Here is a 25778-nt window from a genome sequence, read left to right on the forward strand (position 1 = left end):
AATTATTCATTGTCTGACACTTATGGTATTATTGCTATTAAAGTAATTGTATATAAGACAGTATGGGGCCAGTCACAAAAACTCTGTCTGCGCACATTTTCACTGCCACTAATACAAAAAGGAAGTATAAAGAATGAACGATAAAATAAGAGTATTCCCAAATGGATTTCTGTTTACAGCAGAAGAAGATATAGAAAATCTACCGTCTCATTACGAACATTCGGTAATTCAAGGGAAGTATCATTATTATTATGACAAAGATTCACGGATGAAGGTATACAATGATGACGAAAGCTTCATCATCATTCATGGACTGTTCGTTCACATTGATCCGGAATCAGGGGATATTACAGAAGAGTCACCCAAATTATTGCTCAGTCTGTTCAGTAATAATTATGAGCAATTTCTGGAAAAGCTCGATTATCTTGGAGGCCGTTTCGTAATAATAATAGGTGACAGAGATAATGTGTATGTTTACCCAGATGCCACCGGCTCAAGAACAGCCTACTATTCCAAAGACTTCAACAGCATAGCTTCTCACAGTAAACTGTTAAAAGAAGTGTTCAAAATACCAAATGACCCTTTATCCTCTACTACATATGACTATAGAATCTTTTTTGATTACAGCTTGTTTATGAATGTTGAAAGCCTGCTGCCAAATTTTTATTTGAATTTAAATGACGGTAAGAAAATCAGATTTTTCCCACGAGAGAACAACAGGTACAGGAATACTGACGAAGCTGATAAATTCAAAGCAATCGAGTTTTTATGGAAAGAACAGCTGAAACACTTTGTTAACAATAATGAAAAATTGATTTTTTCGTTGACAGGGGGTGCAGATAGCCGTCTGTCGCTTGCAATGGCAAAAGATTATATGGAAGATATCGAATCATTCACATACACACCATATGAGGATGATATAAAACCTGAAACGACTAAAGATGAATTACTGTATCTGGATAAACAAATCGTCAATCAAATATTGGATAACTATAAACTGAATCATGAATTTATGTATTTCAGGGATGACAATATTTCTTTGAATACATTCCAAAACCGCATTATATTGACAAACACAGTAAGAAATCATGGAAAGGGCCTTCTACCACATTATCTGAAGCATTTTAAAGAAAAAGATATAATTCATATCCGGGCCAATCTTTTGGAGATAGGGCGTGCCTATTATATAACTCACAGAAGTACAAACTCCAGTAATTCTATTAGGAATCATGCGAGACATAAACTGCTTAAAGGTTTAAAATCCAGTGATGCCAAATACAAAAAGATAGAAGGGCTGATCAATAGCAGCATAGAAAAAATGGGGTATAACGAACCGCTTTTCGATTACCATCTCTTAGACCTCTATTATTGGGAGAATCGTATGGGGAGATGGATGCCAGAGGTGTTAAACGAAACTGACGTGGCATTTGAAACATTTCTGCCATTCAATATGCGGGCAATCATTGACGCCTCCCTGTCCTTCAGTTTGAAGCAGAGAAAAACTGACTATCTGTTTAATGAGTTGATAAACAGAAATCATCCTCTTCTGAATTTTTTTGGAAAAAATGAAACGCAAAACCTTTACGAGCAGACTAAACGAAATGAAGAAGATCATTTTAACTCATTTGGTATTTATGATTCAAATAGCAACTTGATAGATGTAAGAGATTCTATTAATAATCTTGTCTACCTCCCAAAGGATTATATACAGAAAAATTATTATGCTGAGTCAAAACCTTATTTCTATAATAGTGATAAAGGAATAGTAAACTTATCGGTATTGAATGAATATTTCAATCCTAAAGGAACAAAAATCTTGAAATATTCAATATTACTTAATAATAATGTGATTCTCAGCGAAGATCTCGCACTATGGAAGGAAGTAAATAATATTTCAATTACTGGGTTAACTAGAGATGATGAAATTAAGATTAGAATCACAGCTTTAAAAGATATTAAAAGCATTTCTTGGGAAAATGCGTCCAAAACTTATATAAATAACATAGTAGAAACACCCATGAAAAATAATATTAAATTTATAGTGAGTTCCAACAGCCCATATTCTAATTACTAATATAAAAACCGTGATTTCAAGGCTCCCAATAAATTTATACCAGGATTGCTTTGAAACACGGTTCTTTTATTAGCACATTTCAATAATCTATTAGAAGCAATTTAAAATGATAGGCATAACCATCAAGTAGAACTCATCAACTATACACAAATACTGCTCAGCATTTTTCCAACAAAGATACATACTCAATTTTAGTTACTGGTAATCAAGTTTTATATGTTTTTTGTTTCTTCTAACTTATCTTCCAAAGTATCAAAACTGTTTGAAACAAAGTAATTTAAAGCCGGCCAAAATCTTTTAACTAATTCAGTGAGATACTTTTTTTCCTTTTTATCTTCCAATTTCAACGTTAGCAGTTGGTCAATCATGTATCTGTTATTTATAAAAATAAATGTTTCCATTACAGTATCCGTTTCTTGAGTCAGGCTTCCATGCCAATTCCCCATCCGATATTCCCAGTAAATAATCATTGGTAGATTATGGCCTTTATCAATGACTTCCTGTAACTTATTCCTTCTAAAGTAAGCCTGATACATGTCATTCAATGTACTTTCATCTTCTCTGATTTCTTTAGGAGCCCAATGCTTGATTGCTCTTATCATCCAATTATCTTCTATTTTCATCTCAGCATGCCCTGTATAAGGCTGTTTTGCCAATTCATAAAGTGTTGATTTAACGTGAATTGACCCTTTAGGAAATTCTTCATGAGTTAAATAACTTAAAATATACGAATGATGTGAACTCACATGTGATGATATTTTCTCATGGTACTCCTTTGGCATTTTATAATCTCCAAAAAATAAATACTTATGTCTCAAGTTAAAATTGTATATTAACTGGTCTACGATGTACTTATCTTTATAGTAGATTTTTTTAAATTGACTTAGTTCATCGTAAGGATCATCTTCATTGAACCTATACATATAAGTGAAGAAATTGAGCTTACTTAATATGGGCTTATTAATGGCTAATGATAATTTTGCATCAAAACCACCTGTCAACGATTGTTGGATTGTGCTAAAGTTTTTATCCAGCCATTCAACCTGAGGTAAAAAATAGTCTTCTGTATTTTCTAAAACTTTTTCCAATGTTTGGTTTCCAAAATTATCTTTAGGATAATAACGTATAAATTCTTGATTTTTGAAAGAAAAATATAAGTTAGGGTTAAATTTATATATAGAATTTGTATTAGAATAATCTAAGAAATTTTTCATTTCAAATGAACTTATTTCTAGTTCAATATTTAGTTCTTCGAGTACAGCTTCTCTGATAATAATCTCATGTGATGAAACAATATCATTTTCCCAATAGAAAAGAGGACGCAACACTGTTGCATCAGAATACACACATGTATCATCTTCACTATCAAAAATAAGGACAAACCTCCCATTAAGGTATGATAAATTTTCATAAAACAAGTTATTATTTTTTGAATATAGATCCAATAAAGATTTGGTGATTGAGTCGGATGTTTGTAAGGAATCACGAATGTCTAATATATATCCTATCAATATTAATTTTACTCCATTTTTTTCAAAAATTTTATATTTGGTTTCGTCATTATAATAAAAATATGCATGATTTAATGACATACTGTCGTCCAGTAAACTTTTATTCTCAAATTCCTTTTTCGTTAAGCTAAACGGATTACTTAAGTATGATCTGTCCATACAAACAACACCTCTTTTTAGTTATTCCTAACATGATTATTTAATTTTCAGTACATAAAGTTTTAGAAAAATTTCCATAGCATATGATTTTGGATGATTTAAGTTTTGCTAAATCACTTATTTTCCATGCATGTTTATCTTTATCAAAACCACGGAAAATACAAAAATCATAATGAGGATTGGCAAATAACTGCCTGATTTTGTTTTATTCTTTTAACCGGACTACGTCTTTATCCAAATCTTTAAAAAAATACATTTTTAGCAAAACAGTTTTACAAACTAATGAAGCCGCCATAACTAAGTCAACATATTTATAATATTCTTCTGATAAACTATTAATTATTCGATTTTTTGGTTTTAAATGCCTAACAGTATAAAAATACAATCTCGCGAATTTCAAGTTTAAGTTAGCCACTAGGGTGTGACCCGAATCCAGAGTTTGTGAAAGCCCTCTAATGGCCGGGCTTCTCCTCCCCCGAGGGGGGGAGGAGATCTTACACTAGGCGCTATGTGTCGGTTGTGTATGTTGCATTGCCTGGGCAAAACGCTCATGCGGTGTCCGGTATCTCAGGATTTTACGGGGATAGTCATTCATCCATCGTTGAATGCGCTGAATCTGTCGGTCACTGATTGATGAAATCGACTGACCTTTCGGGATGAACCGGTGAATGCGCTTATGCTGGTTCTCGCTGGGCCCGCGTTCATATGAAGCGAATGGCCGGGCAAAATAGACGTCTGTCACATGCTTCAAGGTGGCATGCAGTGCACTGAATTCAGAGCCATTATCTGATGTGATGGTCTTGAATAACGATGACATGTGATGACCGGCGCATTCAACGAGTGATTCGATGGCCTCTGTGACCGGTTGATCGTTCTTGCCATCAATTTTCAAAAGCACTTCAAACCGGGGCTGTCGCTCCGCCAGTGTCAGCAGCACCGCATCATCCTTGTGTTTTGAACCAATGCCGGTGTCGATTTCCCAGTGACCGAATGTTTCCCAGGATTCGAGAGCTTCCGGCCGTTCAGCGATGTACGGCCCCAAATCACGTTTATGTTTGCGGTCCTTGTGTGTTTTTGATTTTGTGTTGCGGCTGAGCTTCTCCGATAGATGGATATTCTTTGTGCGCATGATATGCCGGTCAATCCAGTTGTAGAGCGTCGTCGTACACGGTATCAGTTCATCCGGGCACATATCCCTTTGCTTCGCAGCACCAATCACGGCATCAGGCGACCAGTGGTGGTCCAGCATCTGTGTATCTGCCCAGTCGACAAATGCATTGGATTGGCGCCATTTCGGCCGCGGTTTTCATAACGCGTTTAAGCGTAGCCTGGATCATAGACATGATACTCATAATCATATGTTTTTCCATTCTGTTTCTGACGGCGGGTTTGGCGGATGATCCCGCGTTTGATTTCGTTATTGATGGTCTGGGGAGCGCGTCCTAAACGCGCCGCAATGGCACGGTTTGCGTAATTCTCCTGCTTTAAAATCTCAATTTGGGCCCGTTCATCTTGGGTCAGGTGTTTTCCTTTGATGGATTCAGTGGTATCATGAGGTTGCGTCATGTGATTTCATTCCTTTATTGAGTGTTGTAGTTAACTTTCAATATAACATGAAATTCACATGGTGTTTTTTGTATCAGAGGTGGCTAAGTTCATTATAAAATCCACCAATATTCCTTTATATGATAGAATTAAATTATAAAGTATACAAAAATAGCGTTCATGATAAAAGCCGCTCTACGGGAAGATAGTGCGGCTTTATTGTACTTAGAAATTTAATAAAGAGAAAGGACTTGTACAAGAAATTTCTATTTCATTTTCTTTATTAGTTCTAAATTCTCGATAACTATTAATATATAATCTAGATGCATTTTCCCATGACTTTGCCTTTGAATTCTTTAGTGATTTTATTCGTATTGAAATTACATCACCTTTTTTCATGTTCATAACATTAATTTGATTTGGTATATTCCACTCTGCAATATCCTCGTTCAGCAATAATTCTTCATTTTTAAACACTTCGTAATTTAAATAATTCTTCCCTCTAGCAGATAAGTATTTACTATATATTTCAATAATTGCGATCCCTTGATCTAATTTAAAATTAAAATTGATTTCAGAGTAATTATCTTTTGCTAGATGAGATTCCGGTATATAAATCGTATTTTCATTTTCTTTTACAGTAGTTTTTATTTCATTTTCAACGTCGACTACTGTAAAACTATCAAAGAATATAGGCATTTTGCTTTCTTCTGAACTTATTTGGTCTCTCTGTTGTTCATATAGATTAGCCTTTTCGTTTCGTCCATAAAAGTTAAGTATAGGATGGTTCCTATTTACTAGTTCTTTAAACATATAATCGGAACGGCGTTCAGAAACAGGGAATGATAATGATATATCAATAATTGCCCTCATGTTGAATGGAAGTAGAGTGTCGAATGCTGCATCAGTTTCATTTAGTACCTCTGAGTGCCATCCTCCCATTCTGTCTTCCCAATAAAATAAATCTAAAATATGATAATCAAATAAATTTTGCCCATAACTAAGATTTTCTAAAGAAGTGCTTAGTTTATTGTCTACAACAGATTCTCCAACTTCTTCATAAAACTTTCTAAAACCAAACTTGAATGTTGATATCACAGATGAAACGTCATTGGCGCGATTCCTTTGATAAAAGTAACTTCTAGCTATTTCTAATAAGTTCCCTCTGATATGCATAACCCTGTCTCCAGGAAAAGTATCTAAATAGTAAGGAAGTATATAACGCCCATGTTGTAAAATAGTGTTTTTTTCTAAGTTCATTTTGTCTTCTTTAGTTAGTTTTTTTCTCTTTTCATTAAAAAAGAAAAATGTATGGTTAAGTGAGATATCACATAATATTTGCTTAACAAGATATTGGTCTACCGATAATACTTCCGCAAATCGCCCACTTTTTTCATCTTCTCCTTCTTTAGTAGAGTAAGTGAAGAATTTAATATCTTGGTTATGCTCTCTGGCCATCGCTAGAGAAATTCGACTATCGTTACCTCCAGTTAGTGATAATACTAATTCGTTAGATGTACTTTGATAGTAGTCAATTTGCGATCTCCAAAGTCTTTCGACCATTTCAAATTTTTGTGATTCATCGTAAGATGTATATTTATTATTTTCTCTTGGAAAGAAGCGAGTAGATTTATTAGTTTTTAAATCTACATAATAGTTTGGAACAGAACTTCTAATATTAACATAAGGGCTATTATCAAAGGAATAACTCATTTTAGGCATCTTCTGATTAAAATGATCGTGTTCATACTCAAAATTATCTGCTATTAAGTTAGCATGCGATGAGATAACAAGTTTATCAGTTGTATAATATGATGATCTAGAATTAGTTGCATCTGGGTAGATTCGAATAGAGGTTTCATTACCGATGATTATGACATATCTTCCAGCAATAAAATCAAGTGTATCTAGAAATTCATTGTAGTCATGAGTAAATAAATTTAATAACTTATTAGCTAGATTATTGATATTAATATTTTCTTCTAATCCGATATGAACGAAATGACCATGAAGTATTATGAAAGAATTACCAGTTTCATAAACGCTAGGATTATAGATGTTATCAAAATAGTAATTGTATTTATCAAGAATTTTTAAGTGGGAATATTGATCCGGAACACTTCTGATTAATTCATCAGAAAAGATAAAGCCATATGGATATAATTTTATTTCTTTACTCATTAAATTACCGCCTTTACGTAATGACCGTGAGTTTAATATAATTATAATTCTAATCAAATATAGCAATTAGTGGATTTATAGGCAATAAGATTAATTGTATTTATACTTGTCCAATTCTCGACCAAACGTTCTATTTTATTCTCATTACAATAACGACTAAAAACCTGATTCTACGCTATTCTCATCCATTCTCGGTTTAAAAGTAATCTCTCCATCACCGTTAGAAACCTCATCACCCCTGTGGTTATGGGGTTTCTTTTTGCGTGGCCACGCAGTGACCCCTTAATGACCATGAAGAATGACCCAATCGCCTTGCCAGAGTTTCCACAGTCCTATGTGTATACTTATATTAAGGAGTGATCACATGGAATTAAAAACTAAAGTGGACCCGGTTGTCAAGACACGAATTTTATAAAAGTAAGGTGGGTCCTTAGTTCTGTTCTTTCCCCTCTTGCAGCCCCCGCTTTCCGATGTCAGGTTCTGAACATCGGAAAGATAATTGTTCAAGGAGGGAACGGGTGGGCATCTAATGAATATGAATGGTGCCTGGCGTCTGATAGTCCAATGCACTCGTGGTTGTAGAATGCCATATAGTTACGGATATGCTGCCTTGCCTCCCTGGGCGTCCTATACCTTCAAATATATCTCTTTATACTCGAGACTTCGTCAGAAACGCTCAATCATGATGTTATCCAATGCACGTCCTCTGCTGTCCATACTGAGCTGGATGCTTGGCTGTGCTTTCAAGAGATCGATGTATCTGGGACTGGTGAAATGACTACCCAGGTCACTGTTGAATATCTCGGTGTCCCGCTGGCCAGCACCCGTTACACAGTATCCAGAACAAAGTCCATTTCCATTGTCTGGTCCAGTTCCCAGCTGTCGACATAGCGGGAATACCAGTCGATGATAGCGGTGAGATACATCCAATGATTTTAAAGTCGAATAGTCGAATATATGTAATATCAATATTCCAAACCTGATTGGGCCGGGTAATTGGTAGGCTTTTCAACAGATAGGGATAGATACGATGCTGCAGATTGCGTTTGCTCAGGTTGGCCCCGCTTACGGTTGATGGCCCCACCTTCATGCTTCATTTTTTCGGTAATACAGCGTGACCCATAGAATGGAAAGCGCGTATAGATCTCATCAATCCGGTGTTTAATAGCTAGCTCTTCCGGTGAGGGCGTCACCGGTTTGTAGTAAAGACTGGATTGATTGAGCCCAACAGTCCGGCCTGTTCCGAGATGGCAAAATCAGTGGCTGCCCAGTCCACCATTTCTATGCGTTCCTGTCTTGTCGTGGTAGATGCCAGATTTATTTGACCCACGACAATTGCGTGGCGAGCTTTCCACCTTCTCTTCATAGTAGTCTTTCATTCTGTCCAGATCTTTGGATCGGCTGTCAAAAATCCGCGGCATCTCCTGTAGGAACTTGTTTTTTCCAATTATGCAGCTGGTTCACATGGACGTCACGTTCCGAAGCGATCTGATTCATTGTTTTTCTTCCTTCAAGGCTTCCAACACAACTTGGGATTTGAATTCCAGTGTATATCTTTTACGTTTCATATACCTACCTTAACATCTCCTTCTTTCGTGTCTAAAATTCTGGGGCCATTATAATTATCACGATTCTAAATATATTATGTTTGCCATTTTTAATATATTAGCATATCCTATTTTTATTATTTTCCATTTATTCAAAATTATAATCATATAAATATTACAGTTATATAAAAGTTAGTATTTTATATCATCAAAATATTCTTTATAAGGCTCATACAACTTAATAATTTTATCCAAATAATCTTTGGATTTATTTTTTTCGCTTACACTATTAATAGTTTCGTATTTTTTTAAATACCAGTTTTTAAAGTAAAAATTAAATTTAATATCCATATAAACATCAATCAAGTTTTCTTCTTCTAAAAATTTGATTCTTTCCAATTCCACCTTGTAAAACTTTTCGAAAAATCTATGAGTTACTGTATTTGTTACAGAGCCTTCAACATATGCATAATAGGAATGTACCATTTGATTTAAAACTTTAACTTTTTTACACTTTAACATCAGTTGTTGGAAAAATAATGTATCTTGCCCCGCTGCGCCTTCTACCATTTTTAAGTTATTATCTATTAATATTTCTCGTTTAACTATTAATGCTTGAATGCTCTGCACGGTTAATCGAGTCTTAATGAGAACATCTCGGGTATTTTCAATAACGTCATTTACATTTTCTTTTATTACTTTACTATAATAATTTATTTCGTTTCTCTTCAGATTATCCTCTCGAACAATATTACCTACTATCATATCTATTTCATCGTTTTGTAAAATTTTATCCAAAAGTATAGAAAATCCATCATCTATAGCTTCGTTATCTGGATCAAGAAATGTAATATAATCAGTCGTAGCCAAATCTATACCGACATTACGAGGTCTTGAAGCACTCCCTGAGCCTTTTTCAAACCTTTTGTATATGATTTCTGAGTTTTCATTACATATATCTTCAACTATTCTTAGTGTTTCGTAATCTGTACTACCGTCATCTATAAAAATAATTTCCAATTCATTAAAACAACTTAACTTTTTTATGCTATTATAACATTTAAATTTTAAATATTTTCCATTATTATGAATCGGTATAATAATACTTAATTTTTTTTCTTTTATAATTTTTTCAGAGATAGATGAATTTTTTTTAATAGTTAAACCATTGTTGTATTCAATATAACGCATATAATTATCATTAAAGTTTACTGCTTTTTCGCTTAAAAATAATAATGGGAAAAATAATGTTTGTTCAATATCATATTTTTTACTATTACAAAAGGCGTCGAATGTACTATTTTCATCCACTGAAAGTTTAAAAAAGGTATTAGAAGTATGATATTTTCTTCTTAAATTAAAAACTACTTTACTAATTAACTGTTCTCCGTATATATCTTCATAAATCTTAGATAATACATTTATCAATGTGTTATCATACATAACTTTATTTCTATTTTCGTTAATGATGTCAAATGCATCTTTCTCATTTAAAGGTGAAATCTCATAATCATTTTTACTAAGATTTAATATTACTGAAGGTATTATATTATTCAAGCTATAATTATAATTGGTAAACACAACTTTAGAATTTGCTGCATAATATAATATTCTGGAGACAATTTCGTTACTGTATGGTCTATTAGTGTATATAAAAACATTTGTATATGTAAAGATCTCATTGCTATTTAAATCATCAGTAACTTTTATTTTATCATTTTCAAACTGTGGAAAATAATCTCCAGGTTTTACCAACAATAAAATATTATTAAATTTCATTGCTTTATATATTAATTTTTGAAAATCTAATGAGTAATTTTTATTGTTTAAATCTGCGAATGTCAAATCAATTATAATTGATTTATTAATGTCATTAGAATAATGATGAAATTCACTCGGCATAATATACTCTTCTAAAATTTTAATTTTTTCATTGTTTTTCACTTTATCCATTTTTTCATAATCGCTTTTAGATACATAAATTTCTATTCCATTTTGATTTATAATATCTTCGAATAATCGAAACCATTTAATATTAGTTATTAAATGAACAATGGGTACTTCTTCCCTTTGTGCCTTGGATACTTCTTGTCTATAGTTTTCAATAAAATGTAATAAATCTTCTTCCACTAAGAAAGAAGATTTAGGTTCACTCAGCATCAAGATCTCATTATCTAGATCAGAATGAATATTCAAAATTTTTAATTCTTGAAGTAAAGAAGTATTCTCTAATGTTTTGATTTTATGATTTATAACTTTTTCCATAAATTTAATAATAGGCTTAGCATCAGGTATCCTATTATTAAATTTAGTATCTAGAGAAATCACTTTATTCAGATTCATAAATATCACCTACATATTTCTTCAGATAAAATTTTTGTAAATCATTTGATATTTCTATATTAGACTCTATATTTTTTAATTTATTATTCTGATTGTGAATTAAAATATTATTTTTTTTGTTCAATTCTTTTAAATATACTAACATGTCTACTAATTCATAATTAATATCTTCAATTTCCGAATGGCTTTTCGTAATTCGATGATTCTTTTTTATCCAATATAATTTACCATTTAGTTGAATTCGTAGTTCATTTAAATTTTCGAAATAAAGGATCACTTTGCAAACTGTGTTCTTTTCTAACTGTTTGACACTGCGGCTAAATTGACTATCCTTATATAGCATTGTATTTCTGTCAATACTTATATTTAAATTGGTACCAGGCATTTGAGCTCTATAAAAATCATTAGCATGAAGTTTTCCATACATATTTGAACCAATTTTATTGACTAACAAAATCGGTTCATTTTCTTCAAAAAAGATATAACTAGCTTTAATAATTCCATTGACAAGATTTTTTAAATTCTCATCCGTATCGATGGGTTTTGATATATTATTAAATTTACCCTGCACATTAGGCAACCTAAATAATTTTTTGGAATTCTTTAAATGAACCCAACCTATATCTTCTCCATTTCTACTAATAAATGACATATTTTTTTTGTTAAACAATTTCTGTTTCTTTACTTCTACGATAGAATCATTAAGCGAATTTGCAAGAGCAATAACTTTATTATTAGCAAGACTATTGTAAATAAATTTATTGCCTTGTTCTTCAAAATAATATTTTTTAGGAACCTTTAATAATAAATCTCTTTCATTTAATTTCAAAAAATTATTCTCCATAATTGATACACCACCTTAACGCAGTTTTAAAACTTTAATATTTTCAATTGAAAAGTCTCCACTACCTTCTATTTTAAAAGTTAATCTACATTTATCTTCATCATTTGAAAAATTCAATAGCTGATTTTTATCAATTATTTTAGTAAGTTTTGTTTTTTTTCCTCTTGAATAATGAATAATAATTGGTGTTACAATTATATTTTTACTTTGACTTACAGAGATATCAATATAGTACACTTCGTTTTCTTCAATATTAAAAAAGCTTTCATCTGGTGAATAGGCAAAGTTATTATTAAGTGTTAAATAAGAAATGTAGAGCATTTTAATGTTGTTTTTTTCAACGTTCCAACTGGGGAAATCGTTACTGTTAGGGACGAAAACATTCTTTGAATAATAGAAAAGATCTCTTTTTAATGAATAATTTCGAATCGTCAAATTCTTTGAATTAAATAATTTGATAGACTTAAATATAGTTGTTTTTGATAAACCTTGCTTTTTAAATTCTTTATTGAATGCTTTACGATATTGCCTCAGATTCATCAATCTTCCCCACCTTATTTATTCAATTCACGATTGAGCAACTTATTATAATAAATATGGTAATTTTCCAATTTCTCATTATATTGATTCAGAATAGCATCTATAATAAGGTCATTAATATCATTAGGTTGATAATAACTAATTGTATAGTTAATGTTTATATGTTCTTCAGAAATCCAAATATCTTTATTATTATATCTAAATTTTACTTTCTTTTCGTTTGGAATAATATATTTTGAAGAATAAATTTTTTCGCCAGCTTTAATTAAATTACTCTTTTTAGTCATCTCGCTATTATAAAAGGTCATCGCATCGGTTTCGACAGTAAAATGCTTCGCTATTTTATGAAGATTATTAATTTCATCGGATCTCAGGAAACATAGTATCTCATCTATAAGAACTATTGTTTCATATATTTTCCCCTCAAAAATCGCATAAAATTTTGAGAATGCCACATTGGATTTATTAGATTCGAAGTGTTCTTTCTCAAGAAGGAGATATTCATTCAATGCATTTTCAAACTCAGTACTTTGTTTTATTTTTATTTGTCTATTCATTTTTGGTATCAGAAAAATACTTTTAACGGGTTTAAATAAACCAATTTTTTTACCTTTATATTCAGCTTTATAGTATAACTCTTTATCTATTTTAAGGATTTCTCTTACAGTCAGGATTTTAAAATTATAATCCTGACTCCTAGCGGTTATAAATCCTTTATCGATATCAGAATAAATATTCTGGTTTTCTGGTTCTACAACTAAAATATTTATGATACCTTCATGTTCATTAAATTTTTGTATAGTAAAGTCATTTATTTCCATTAATACCCAACTCTCATCACCGTACTCTAATATTTATCTATACCTCGAATTCTCTATACAGGGAGTCCAAATACTCCTGAACTTCCAATTCATATTCCGGTTCATATTTTTCGTACAGTTCAATAATATCCAGGAATCTTCTCACTGCTTCACTTCGCTGCTCTGGATTAACGCGTTCAAGACGTGGCATATACCACTTCCTGATGTAGAAACTATATCTTTCTTTTAAATAGACATTCATAAGATCATACTTTTCCAGATATGGTATGCGTTCTATCTCCAGCTTATAATATTTATCAAAGAATGATTTGGAAATTGTGTTTGTAACACTGCCGGCGACTGCGGCATAGTAGATATGGATGAATTTATCTATTCCTTGTATCTTATCGCAGTTCAACACAAGTTCCTGGAAGAACATCGTATCCTGTCCAGCCGCACCTTCAACCATGATAATGTCATTATCTACAATAACGGATTTTTTGACTATGAGTGCCTGGATACTCTGCACCCTCATCGCTGCTCTAATCAGATACTCCCGTGGATCTGATATATACAATTTGTTGAAGTTATACTTCTTGATTGTACCACTGTATTTACCGGCAGTTCTTTTCTGATTATCTTCTTTGATGATATTTCCAACTACCATATCAACATCCTGCTTTTTCATCACTTCAAGCATTCGATGATAACCATCACCAGAAGCTTCATTATCAGGGTCAAGATACGTTATTAGTTCCGTAGTCGCCAAATGCACACCTTTGTTACGCGGCCTGGATGCACTTCCTGAACCGCTGTCGAACTCGAAGTAGACAATATCCGGGTGCCTTCTTCTCAGCCTGTCGATTATTTTTATAGTGGTGTCGTCTGTGCTTCCATCATTTACAAAGATGATTTCCATTTTGTCAAAACTGCTGGACCTTTTCAAACTCGCAAAACATTTTTCTTCGAGATAAGTTCCATTATTATGAATAGGTACAATTACGCTGAGTTCTTTTGTTCCGAAAGTCTTGTTTTGGAGCATCTTGTTTTCCTGGGATGAGACTATCTCCACACTATCGAGATTATAACCGTTGGTAAGATTTTTAATTTCATCCAAAGAACTGATGCTCTCTATGTCGATTAGTGAACGGTCAGCATTACTCAGATGGTTTATGAAGTTATGCTCTTCAGCATCTGAATCCTTTGTCACAAAATCCACATCAGTATACTTGAATGCACTGATCATGTCTTCCAGGTAATATTCCTCATATACATAGTCCCCAGAGAAGAACGTGATGAAATCATAGTCGGACATCGTGATACTTTCAAGTTCGTCTTTGGACACTGCAGTTTTGTTATGATAAATCTGCCTGTCGAAGCTTTTCCTGGTCTCTTCCAAATGATCATGCAGCACAACCAGAATCTTGTTTTTGTCTTCCTTGACTTCCAAACCAAGATCGCCTGCAATCGTCTGTATTCTTTCATAGGTCGTGTGCCCGTTCATAACTGACCTGATGCCTTGTGCCTGTAAATCTTTCAAGTCTTTTTCTTCGGTGTTATAGATCACTTTGAAATCATCAGGCGCATGCACCATTCTCACATTAGGGAATTGGTTATTGATGCCCGTATTGTAATTTGATAGCAGAATATTGCCGAATGCCTGCAGTTCGTAGACTCTGTTTGCGAACATGGTCTCCGAGTATTTCACAGAGTTCATATTGATACTCCAACGGATTATCTTATGAAGCTTCATCAGGAAATCATGGCTTACAGGTGGTGTCAGGTTCTCTATAAACTGTGACGGAAACTGATATCTTGGGTCTTTTAACTCCAGGTTCCTGTCAATAATAGTAAGCGGCGCACTCTCTGTAAGAATTGAATCAAAGAGCCGTTTTGTCTCACTCATTCTCACAGGATATTTGGACAGCCAACTTCCTGCAAACAGAATATTATCCTTATATTTTTCAGCATACTTTGTCCTGCTCCCCACTGGATTGTGAATTTTGGGATTGACACCGAACTGCAGCACTTTTACATTCTCGTTCCCTGTATACTCTTTATACAACGGAACCACTTCCTGGGCTGTTGTATATATGTACTTACAATGTTTTGCCAGGCTCTTAAAGAGGTTATAGTTGACCGGGTCCTCTTTTGAGTAGAACACAGTCGGGATGCCCCGTTTGTTATACTCCTCGGCCAATAGAATCATCTGCCGTCTGATTGGACCATTTGGTGTGGCAGCCCCCATCCACGACTGATCGATGCCCTTCCAGGTCGTTGCAAAGATGACAAAATCATAATCTTTAATGTTATCCCTGTCATGCCTGTTAATATATTCGACATCCGCTACATCCTTGAAAGATTCATAAAGGAATTGATCTGAGATGATTCCGATTTTATAATCCAGCTTTTTATAGAATCTGCTGCCGTTGCTTGCGGGAATCTCATCAATGATTTCTTTAAATTCATCAAGAGCTTGATGTCGCTTCAACTCTTCCACTTTCATATAGTAGAAAGGATCGGAATCCTGTTTGAACAGATAGTTTGGACTGTATTCGTGAATATTGATGCTGGGGTTCAGGTCATTGATCATCTCATTTAAAGTGACTGAAAAATTATCATCCAGATTTTTGTTATATTGTTTCAGTTTAGCTTTTAATTGTTTTCTATCCAATATCGTTCATCACCTTTAAATATAATTGTTTGAATTGATTAACGATAGCTGCTATTTCTGTGTCGTTTTTTCCTTCAGCTCTTTGTATTTGGCATCGAGGTTCTTCAACTTTTCCTCTACCGTTTCCATACGTTTTTTATATTTATCTTTCTGGGCTTCCAGTCGTGAACTATAGTCTTTCTGTTGATCCAGCCTTTTTTCAGCAAGTTTCAGGTCACCTGTAGTTTTTCTGAGCAATTTACCTTGTTCCTGATGCTCTTTCTTCAACTCATTATATTTACTATTCAGTTCCTCATCACTGTGTGAAGATGCCCTCAGCTGATCGCTACTGATTTTTTTGTTTTTCTTATCGTTTAAAAAGTCTTTGGCGTTCAGAACGGTTTTAACTATTTCCTTACTTTTCTTTCTCTCAGAATTTATGCTATAGAAAATATCATCCAGTTTTAATTCCTCTATTGATTTCTGCCCTTCTTCTCCTAAATCCAGCGTTAGATTCTCGATACTCGCTAAATCTATCCAGAAGTTATCCTGCTGGTTCACTCTTGCTTTACCTACTTTCGCTTCCTGGAAAACTGAAATCAGCTTCAAGGCTTCAATATCATACTCACCTTCGACTGGCTTTGTTAAGTTACTCACTTTGTATAACTGAATATTATCATCCAACCGATCCTTATCTATTTCAATATCGCATTCTCTCATTGGATCTAACACACTATGATGGTGAAAGCCATGGAACTTGTCCTTTATAAATACGCTGTAGTATATTTCGTCATTATATATTATTTGAGATTTAATATTCAGAAGTTTGCCTTTGAAATGTGAGATAAAGTCTTTCTCAATATTCATATTGCTGTTAATTTCGTTATTGTTGAATCTTTCCTCTATGACTTTGTAGTGTTGTGCCGGGAATCTGAGTATTTGTATGGAATCTTCAAGTTCGATCCATCCCAGTTTCTTATCTTCATGCTGTATCAGATGATACATCTTTCCTTCAAAGCTTTGCATTGAGATTGTCGTTATAACTTTCCAAAGATAATCATCGATATCAATAAGTTCCACGTCAGAGTTTACTCTTTTTCTGATCTTTTTATCCTGGTCTTCAACCAGTATAAATTGTCTGGAGTAATTGTATGTGTCTAAAGTATTATTCATGGTTTTGCTCCTTTATCCATAGTTTTGTTTTTGTTACAGATGAATTTGATATATCCTACCATCAATGTCAACATTAATTACATCATTTTCTATCGTTATGTTAAGATTTTTAACCACGCGATCATCATATATTGCAGTACAGTAGACATTGCCTTTGTTTGATGCTCTTTCAAATCTTAGCTGGTTCGTCTTTTCAGCTTTACCAAAACCTGTCGTGTTGATTGCCACCGGCTTTTCAAAATCACCTGCAACAATTTCATTGGTATCAATTGCATTAAACTGTTTGATGGTAAGAGCTTCCTCTTTGTTGGTCAACCTGTAGCCTTCATCCGACTCCTCGATGCTCACGCTTGAGGCCAGATTAAAATTCTGAACAAATTTCAACTCATGCCTGACACTTGTATCCACATCATCCACCAATATGATAACCGGAGCAGACTTAAAGAGTATGGTTTTCCTTGATAGAACTGCACTGCTTCCATCATAGTCTCCATTCTCCCCCTGGACAAGAGAGTAAGATTTATTATCATAGTATCCTGTCAATTTAACTTTTCTGTCGAACCGGTTTTCCGGTTTGATAGTGTAATCGAATTGCTTCATGAAAAAGCTGCTGTGTGCCCTTCTGGATATCATATACTTGCGTTCTTTTGATTTGCTGTAATTATACTTTCCCGGGTCTTCAAAAAAGTCGACACCATTATAATTCAATGTAATACTCAGGTCGTCCTTATGTTTATGCACCCTGCTGCTGTAACCACAGACAAAACTCATATAGATCGGTTTAGGATCTCTATATTGCAGTATGGAAATACCTGCTTCTTCATCATATAGATTATTATAAACCTTGTGTGATTTTCTCTTTATACTGCCTGAATCTCCAATTGCAGGGAGCGTCCTGTCAGGTTTCAGAAGAATTTCAGGGTATTTTTTAGCCAAATTCAAATATCCATTCACATTTGCACCAAAAGTCCTACCTGAACTTTTCAGGTAAGTTTCAATTTCTTCATACATTCTCACTACCATATTATGATAATCCGGAGAATTCTCTATATGTATGCCACAGTAACTGAAACTATACCAGAACGTGTCTATAGCCCGGTAGTAACCTTTACTGAATAAGTGCAAATCACCCAGAACATTGCCTAGTACCATTAGCGCTTTGTCCATCATCAAACCATGGTTATTATTATTATATTTCGCGTCGTTGCTCAAGACTTCTCCATGTTTCTTCAACACCGATTTATATAGTTCTTCATCAATCTCTAAACCTGCATTTTTAGCCAGATACAGGAATTGAATAATGACCTGTGTACGGTTGGCTGTTGGGTGATCATACCAGACCATTTTTTCTTTTGTTCCTTTGCTCACAAAATTGATCCATGATTGAATAATTTCTTCTGCTTTTTTCAGATAATCTATATTTTTCGACTGTGTATATTCATTCAGAAGTTCGGCGCATACTCTCATTGATTGAAGATACAACTGATAACTGTCCCCATATTTTTTCTTTTTATCTGTATACCAATAATTTTCATCAAACTTTACTGAATCAAAATTGGGAAAAGGGACTATAGTATTTTCTAATGCCTTATCAGCGATATTTTTTGTACCTTTCCTGTATTTAAGTAACGGAAACACATCTTTTTCTGTAATTTCCAATTCTTTTTTTTCTATCGTTTGTTCATTACTAATATCATTCATTTCAAAAATATTTTGCGTCATTTTTTCAAAAGACCCCTCTCAGTTATTTGCTCGTAATAAAAAAACTGCAGACATGTTTTGCGAGACCATGTCTACAGTCCTAGCAACATGCTATCAGGCTGTAATTCCCAATTAAAGTTTTTGTATGTTGCCGTAGTTGTAGTATTGAACTTCTTTGAAGTCTTTTTTCATCACATTCTTCGTGTCAAAGATATTTTTGTCTTTCATAGTTGAGAAGTCAGAGTCATCCATTTCCTTGAATTCACTGTGATCGCTCAGCACGAGTACGAGTGAACTGTCAGCGACTGCTTTCTTGACATCCTTCTCCACCCAGTCAAGTTTGACATGCGGGTCATATGCCACGACATTCATGCTGCCATCTTTTCTGAGCAGTTCATAAATATCAAATGCAGGAGATTCACGGATATCATCAACATCACCTTTATACGTGAGACCGAAGACCGTCACTTTATCCCCTTCAAGCTTATCAAGGATTTCCTTAGTGTAATCCACAACGTATTGCGGCATTGAAACGTTGATATCCCGTGCAAGCCGGATGAGCGGTGATTTCTCCGGTGCCTCCGCGATGATGAAGTATGGATCGACTGCGAGGCAGTGTCCGCCGACTCCAGGTCCCGGTGTATGGAGGTTTACACGCGGATGCTTGTTTGCCATTTCGATGACATCATGAACATTGATATCCAGTTCGTTACAGATTTTAGCCAATTCATTGGCCAGGGCGATATTCACATCACGGTATGTGTTCTCCATCAATTTGGACATTTCTGCGGTTTTGGCATTTGTTTCGATCATTTCACCCTGTACGAAAGTGCCGTATACTTTCTTGCCGGCTTCGACACAGGCAGGTGTCATTCCGCCAACTATGCGGTTATTGTAGATCAGCTCATGCATGATCTGTCCCGGAAGCACACGTTCCGGACAATGCACGAGGAAGATGTCTTCTCCAATTTTGAAACCCTGCTCTTCAAGATACGGTGCAACATGATCATCCATCGTTCTTGGGGCGATTGTCGACTCGACGATGACAGTATCTCCTTTTTTGAGCAGCGGAACAATACTTTTCACGCCGGACATAACGATTGATATATCGCATGACTTGAATTCATCGTCCTTGTTTGGGGTAGGTACTGCGATGATGTATGCATCAGCTTCTTCAGGCTCGGTTGCAGCTTTGAATGTACCTTTCCCGATCACTTCCTCCAATGCTTCCTGCAGACCAGGTTCTTCGATATGGATTTTGCCGCTGTTAAGACTGTCGACAGCTTCCTGTTTGATATCGACACCAAGTACATCTACACCATGTTTGGCAAACATGATTGAAGTTGGAAGACCTATGTAGCCAAGACCAATAGTAGTTAGTTTCACTTAAAGACACCTTGCTTTCTGAATATTATTTGCTGTTTCTAATTATACCAAAAGACACTATATTAAAAAGCCCCAATTTATCGATATGGCGCTTCAGGGCCTTATAATCACTTGTTTTATCCTTTGAAACCGTTACCGTTCCATCAGCAAGTTCGAAAATATTTGAATAGTGCTCGAACCTTTCTGCCTCCGGTCCGATGACCAGCACCAGATCATAATAGTTTTTGAGGGGATTCAATTTCGTTTTGATATCCTTCGTATTCAATACTTCAATGAATTCCGGCTCACCCACCTCTTCTAGCGCAATGACATCGAGGTTCTCATATTGCGTCTGCTGGATGGCCTCACTCAAATAGTAGGAGTTGGACACTGTTTCAACCAGCGTTTTTGCACCACCAGTCTCGAAATAGGTACCCAGCCCGTCAACATGTCCCAAGTCCAGATTTACAAGCAGGACTTTCTTCTCAAGTTGTGTCAGTATATAGCTGATGTGGCTCGCAGCCTTGAATGTTCCTTCTGCATCATTGACGGAACTGAACAACACAGTGCCCAGGCCTTTCTTTTCGCTTGTGTTGAGGATTGACTTGGCAGAATTGTATAAAGCATCCAGGGCTCTGGCATCCAGATCACGGCCTTCTCCTGTCATAGCATCTGTTCTTTTCATCCATCTGCCTCCTAGAATATTCCCAGTGTCTTTTCGTTCAGGTAATACCTGACGTCTTCATCAGTTTCAACCCGCCGGTTCCTCGTTCCGTGGATCACGCCAAGGATAACACCCACCAGCAGTGAAACTCCAATGATAACAAGTTTGAAAACAGCATTTGAGACGGCAGTGATTGTTACATCCACCCCGTCCTCGTACTGAATCCCCATCTCTTCCAGCATGGAATCGAATTGGGTTTTAATAGTTGAAAGTTCACTCTGTGACATCGAATCCACATCAAGTGATAAATATTGTGATTCAGATGAATACCCGATAGAAGCCGCCTCTCCCTCGTACTGGGAATTGATTTCCTGGTTCAGCCCTATCGAAAGTTCGTCTTCCTGTGTAGTCGTAAGCGGCTCCGATAGCGAATAGTATTCTTCATAGTCATATGTACTGCCAGCCAGAAAATACGCAACCAGTGTGCCTGCTGTACCCAGGATCAGCATGTAAAGTACGATTGTTTTGAAGTTCCTTTTCAGAAAGTGCATATTATTTCTCCCCTAGTCATCATTCATAATATATTATACTATTATATGTGTCATTTTAAAATTCGTATTCGATAAATAAGAGGTGCAAATATGAAAGTGGATATTATCGGGAGCGCTTTGGTCAAAAAGCTTACCGAATTCAAAAATTTCCCATATAAGATAAATAACTTTGTCAGCGGGCAGAGTCTGCTGTCCCTTATTTCCGCTCCCCACCCTGTAGATATGGTGGATCTTGAAACGGACGACATACACATCATTTCAACCGCATACCGGGACTTCAACAAGTCTCAGTTCAATGCTTTCAGAACTTCTGAATCAGAAGTGTTGATCCTTGACCTGCTGAGTGAACTCAATACTGTGTGCCGGTTCAACCAGGGCTATTTCAACGAGACATCGATGGAGCTGTTAAGGGATGTACCCGACTACACCAATCTATCACACATCGAGAAATTCCGTGCGCTTCAGGATAACCAGGATGAAATTTTCAGTTTTCTTGGCAAGTATGAAAGGCTCATCATCATCAAGCCGGATATCATTGATGATATTGAAGCAGATTTCCTGAATGCACTCTACGGGATGATACAGGAGGAGTTCCATAACCATCTCGTACTGACTCTGCCCGCCCCGCCTGAAGGGAAAGACTATTTCAATGCACCGATCGAATACTATGATTCCGTCAACTTCAACCTGAAGAAATTCACTTCAGATAATTATTATGATCAGATGCTGTTTGATGAGAAGCTGGAAGACGATGAACTCTCTGTTTTCATCAACCATATTGAACCAAGGGAGTATGTCTACGAGCTCTACAAAGACGGGCAGTCCTGGAAAATGTCAGATCCGACGACATCGCGGTTTTATAAGTTCAACTTAAAAGAAAAAGGCAGATACCGCATTCGTGTCAATCTGACGGATGAGTCGGTAAATCCAAGATTTACCCAGACGTATAAATTCAACCCATTTTCGTCCCTTGGGGATAGAAAGATAAACTTTGCCGAGATGCCGCCTGCCTATGATCAATGGCTTCTGGACTACGTATTGGAACATGAGGCAATTGAAGCCATAATAGGCAATCCATTCAGATTTCCGGACGGATACAACGGTGTACCGGTCATACAGTCGACAGAGGCGAGTGATGATCTGACACTCTATCAGGCAGAACTGTTCGAGTATGTCTTCAATCGGATGGTCGATGAACAAAGCGGCAATGATTCATCCGCGCCAAAACCTGAAAAGAAGCAGATTTTCCTGCAAACAATGGAAAAGTATCTGTCAAATAATAAAGAGAGCTGATAGTCAATCAGCTCTCTTTTTCATATATATCCACGATGTCCTGCATCAGCACTTCCCAATCGCGGTTCTGTTCGACCCATTCCCGCGCATGCTTTCCTATTTCTTCATTCTGTGATATTTCTATAATTGCCTTCTCAAGTGCCTCTAGATTCTCTGCTTCAAAGTATGTGCCGTTCTCTCCATCGATCACCATCTCCTTGAGAGCCGCCACATCACTGACAATGACCTTTTTGCCCATTGCCATCGCTTCATAGGTTTTGATGGGGGTGACCAGCTGGCATACCAGTGCGTTGGTCCTTGGAAATGGTGTAACATCCACGACAGAATAGAATTTCGAGACCTGTTCATGGGGAATCTTCCCCGTGAATATGACATCTTCCCTGATTCCAAGCTCTGTAACCAGTGCCTGCAGCTGCGGCAGATACTGCCCCTCGCCTACAAGCAGGAACTTCAATCTCTTCCTGAGCTTCTTTGAGTCATTAATATTTTTAATTGCCCTCAGTATAAAATCAATGCCCTCATATACTGTGATGGAGCCGATGAAACCAAGGACAACGCTGTTTTCCAGCCCATATTTTTCTATAATATCAGAATCCGGTTCTGACGGCGACATACTATTTGTATCGACTCCATTTGGAACAACTGTTATTTTTTCAGCTTCGACTCCCTTATCCACCAGATATGATTTCAGGCTCTCACTGATGCATAACACCTCGTCTGCAATGTTGCAGCAAAGTATTTCATATGCATCCTGAAAATTGAACCGGTCGGACTGATAGAAAAGAGGATTCTTGGATGTCTGCGTATGATGCCAGAGGCCACGCACTTCATATATGGTCCTAAGTCCCAGCATCTCACCCACTCTCAATGCAGGCAGGGCATTCTGGAAATTGGATGCGGCATGGATCATCTGCGGACGCTCTGCTTTGACTATTTTGAGTATCTCTTCTGCATAGACATTGAAGTAATCATTTATCGGCGTCTTATTCGTCAAGTATTTATCTGACTTATCGATATAATACGTCTTGATTCCATCGATTGCATTCTTGGGGATATCGTACCCTTCATGTTTTGGAGTCCAGCCAAGCCTTGTGGTCTGTACCGGTTCGTACCCTTGCGCTTTTACGCGTTTCACAATTTCATTGGAACGTATTGTATAGCCGTTCGTAACAGGCAGCGCCTTGTTCAGGACAAAGAGCACCTTTTTATCGACAGGATCGATATTATGGCTTTCCCCCAATGAAATTGGCAATTGCCACTCACTGTTGGATAGCTGAAATTCCTGCAGGGCCATCTGGTATTCACCAGGGAACAGGCGCGCGGGATAATATTTTTTCATGAGCTTGATATTTTTATACCTTGCGGTAATATTACCAGCAACATGGTGGTTCCTTATATAAGACCTTAAAACATCGTGGTGGTATGATTTTATCTTTCCAGCTTTTTCCGTCTCTTTTAGAGACAGTTCATATTCTTTGAGCTGAAAGTAATATTTCGCAAAATTGATCCTGAGTTTAAACTGTTTATCCGGCTGTTTAGTGTTAACCAGCTGGTCAAGGTGCTTCTGGTCGCTTTTTGAACAGTAATACCTGCCCAGTACAAGGGAATTGGACATCCTTTTTGGGGAGGTCACTTTCAGATATTCGATGAAATGCTCCGGCAGGTCAATTCTCATGTTGTAATGCAGTAATTTTTTAATCACTGTATTATAAATTCTTTTCTGCTCCCGTCTTGTAAATTGATGATGTATGAAATAATCGACTTCACCATTTAATTCACTATTGATGAACAATTGGGGATAATGGAATATGATGTGGAGGCGTCTGTCCCTTTTAAGCAATCTGTTGAATTTTTCATCTCCCAAATCAAGCTGGCGATCCATGATCATTCTTCTGAGAGACATGATATGCTGAGTGCTCAGGTTGACTTGTGGAATCAACTCATATATGGTCTGCAGCATTTGCTTTGAAAAATTATTGGAATGATAATAATTCAATATCCTTTGCAGCTTGATGCTCTTATCATCATTGGATTTGTCTGTGATATTGAATGTATGGAGCGCCTCAAAATCAAGGTATTGGAACAAGTCTTTGTTGTCTTTGATGAATGGAACATACTCATGTTCAAGCAGATCCAGATTCTTTTCATCACTGTAATATTCATTAACTGCAAGAACATACCCAAGTTTTTTCATTTGGAGATTCAACAGATCTATCTTCCGTTTGACTTCCAGCAGGTCTGCATCATTCGTATCATTTAAACCCAGGAAATTTGATGCATACTGCCGCCACGTATATTTATAGTATATATCGCTTTTATCTTCTTCAAACTGTTCTATCAAATGGTCTTTGTCCTGCTCTGTAATCTGAATCAACTGTTCAGCTTCATCATAAAGATTCCTGCTCACTAAATAACTGACCAGATTGAATTGCTGATCAGTCTTCAAATATTTCAGTACATCGACACCCTTGTTTGAAAGATTGATGATGTTGTCGAGAAGTTTCAGATCATATAGCAGCATCACTTTCAAACTTAGAATATTCGGATTTTCAATATTCTCTATCATTCTATATGCTTTGACATATTTTTTTTCATGTCTGAAGATAAGAGCATTCAAGAACATTTTATAATCGCTGTCCAAATTCATGTTATTAATCTGATATAATAACATTGAATGATTTGATTTACGTAAATATATACTTATACCGCTTTCTTTACTGCCCATTTCTTTCGTCAGACTTTTACGCAGTAGAAATTTTGATATGGATTGAAAATTTAATTGTAAAGTGATATAAGAAATTAAACCAATTATGTATGCCATGGTATGTCCCCTC

At 35.7% G+C, this 25778-nt stretch carries 15 protein-coding genes and 2 pseudogenes; 2 read left to right on the forward strand and 15 right to left on the reverse strand.

Annotation, left to right across the window (positions count from 1 at the left end; all coding sequences use genetic code 11):
- Positions 1–133: 133 nt before the first annotated feature.
- Complete coding sequence (locus WN59_RS10170; protein WP_046516790.1) at positions 134–2074, forward strand: hypothetical protein; 1941 nt, start codon at positions 134–136, stop codon at positions 2072–2074.
- A 212-nt stretch (positions 2075–2286) separates the two neighbouring features.
- Here WN59_RS10170 and WN59_RS10175 read toward each other — a convergent pair whose 3' ends face one another.
- The 14 genes and pseudogenes from WN59_RS10175 to WN59_RS10235 form a co-directional block, all read right to left on the reverse strand.
- A complete protein-coding gene (locus WN59_RS10175; protein WP_046516794.1) occupies positions 2287–3744 on the reverse strand; it encodes a hypothetical protein in 1458 nt (485 codons plus the stop codon).
- A 499-nt stretch (positions 3745–4243) separates the two neighbouring features.
- Positions 4244–5310 (reverse strand): annotated as a pseudogene (locus WN59_RS10180) (IS30 family transposase).
- Between the two features lie 204 nt (positions 5311–5514).
- Positions 5515–7470 (reverse strand): hypothetical protein, encoded by a 1956-nt coding sequence (locus tag WN59_RS10185; RefSeq protein WP_046516797.1) that lies wholly within the window; start codon positions 7468–7470, stop codon positions 5515–5517.
- Positions 7471–7973: 503 nt separating this feature from the next.
- Positions 7974–9038, reverse strand: a pseudogene (locus tag WN59_RS13555) (IS3 family transposase).
- 171 nt (positions 9039–9209) lie between these two features.
- Positions 9210–11360, reverse strand: a complete 2151-nt coding sequence (locus WN59_RS13335) for a glycosyltransferase family 2 protein (protein ID WP_052747399.1) — start codon at positions 11358–11360, stop codon at positions 9210–9212.
- Positions 11347–12204, reverse strand: coding sequence for a GW dipeptide domain-containing protein (locus WN59_RS10195; RefSeq protein ID WP_046516802.1), 858 nt, complete (start codon positions 12202–12204; stop codon positions 11347–11349). The genes WN59_RS13335 and WN59_RS10195 overlap by 14 nt, the downstream gene beginning before the upstream one ends.
- 15 nt (positions 12205–12219) lie before the next feature.
- Entirely contained in the window at positions 12220–12744 is a 525-nt protein-coding gene (locus tag WN59_RS10200; protein WP_046516807.1) for a hypothetical protein, read from the reverse strand.
- 14 nt (positions 12745–12758) lie between these two features.
- The gene (locus WN59_RS10205; RefSeq protein WP_046516812.1) at positions 12759–13565 is read right to left on the reverse strand and encodes a hypothetical protein; all 807 of its coding nucleotides are present in this window, start codon (positions 13563–13565) and stop codon (positions 12759–12761) included.
- A 37-nt stretch (positions 13566–13602) separates the two neighbouring features.
- The gene (locus WN59_RS10210; protein ID WP_046516815.1) at positions 13603–16218 is read right to left on the reverse strand and encodes a glycosyltransferase; all 2616 of its coding nucleotides are present in this window, start codon (positions 16216–16218) and stop codon (positions 13603–13605) included.
- Between the two features lie 51 nt (positions 16219–16269).
- Positions 16270–17370: a hypothetical protein gene (locus WN59_RS10215; protein WP_046516818.1), complete on the reverse strand. Its 1101-nt coding sequence runs from the start codon at positions 17368–17370 to the stop codon at positions 16270–16272.
- 33 nt (positions 17371–17403) lie between these two features.
- Positions 17404–19092 carry a heparinase II/III domain-containing protein gene (locus tag WN59_RS10220; RefSeq protein ID WP_231577211.1) on the reverse strand — a complete coding sequence of 563 codons (1689 nt, stop codon included), beginning with the start codon at positions 19090–19092 and terminating at the stop codon, positions 17404–17406.
- Positions 19093–19203: 111 nt separating this feature from the next.
- Positions 19204–20457: a nucleotide sugar dehydrogenase gene (locus tag WN59_RS10225; RefSeq protein ID WP_046516821.1), complete on the reverse strand. Its 1254-nt coding sequence runs from the start codon at positions 20455–20457 to the stop codon at positions 19204–19206.
- Positions 20458–20482: 25 nt separating this feature from the next.
- Positions 20483–21121, reverse strand: coding sequence for an AAA family ATPase (locus tag WN59_RS10230; RefSeq protein ID WP_046516824.1), 639 nt, complete (start codon positions 21119–21121; stop codon positions 20483–20485).
- An 11-nt stretch (positions 21122–21132) separates the two neighbouring features.
- On the reverse strand, positions 21133–21651 hold the full coding sequence (locus WN59_RS10235; protein ID WP_046516827.1) for a hypothetical protein: 519 nt from the start codon (positions 21649–21651) through the stop codon (positions 21133–21135).
- Positions 21652–21741: 90 nt separating this feature from the next.
- On the opposite strand from WN59_RS10235, the gene WN59_RS10240 reads away from it, so the two are divergent.
- The gene (locus tag WN59_RS10240) at positions 21742–22944 is read left to right on the forward strand and encodes a DUF6270 domain-containing protein (protein WP_046516831.1); all 1203 of its coding nucleotides are present in this window, start codon (positions 21742–21744) and stop codon (positions 22942–22944) included.
- Between the two features lie 7 nt (positions 22945–22951).
- Here the strand turns inward: WN59_RS10240 and WN59_RS10245 are convergent, their stop codons facing one another.
- Positions 22952–25510, reverse strand: a complete 2559-nt coding sequence (locus WN59_RS10245) for a glycosyltransferase family 4 protein (RefSeq protein WP_231577213.1) — start codon at positions 25508–25510, stop codon at positions 22952–22954.
- Positions 25511–25778: the final 268 nt, after the last annotated feature.

Origin of the sequence: Salinicoccus sediminis, from assembly GCF_000986795.1 — a bacterium.
In the GTDB taxonomy this organism is placed as follows: Bacteria; Bacillota; Bacilli; order Staphylococcales; family Salinicoccaceae; genus Salinicoccus; species Salinicoccus sediminis.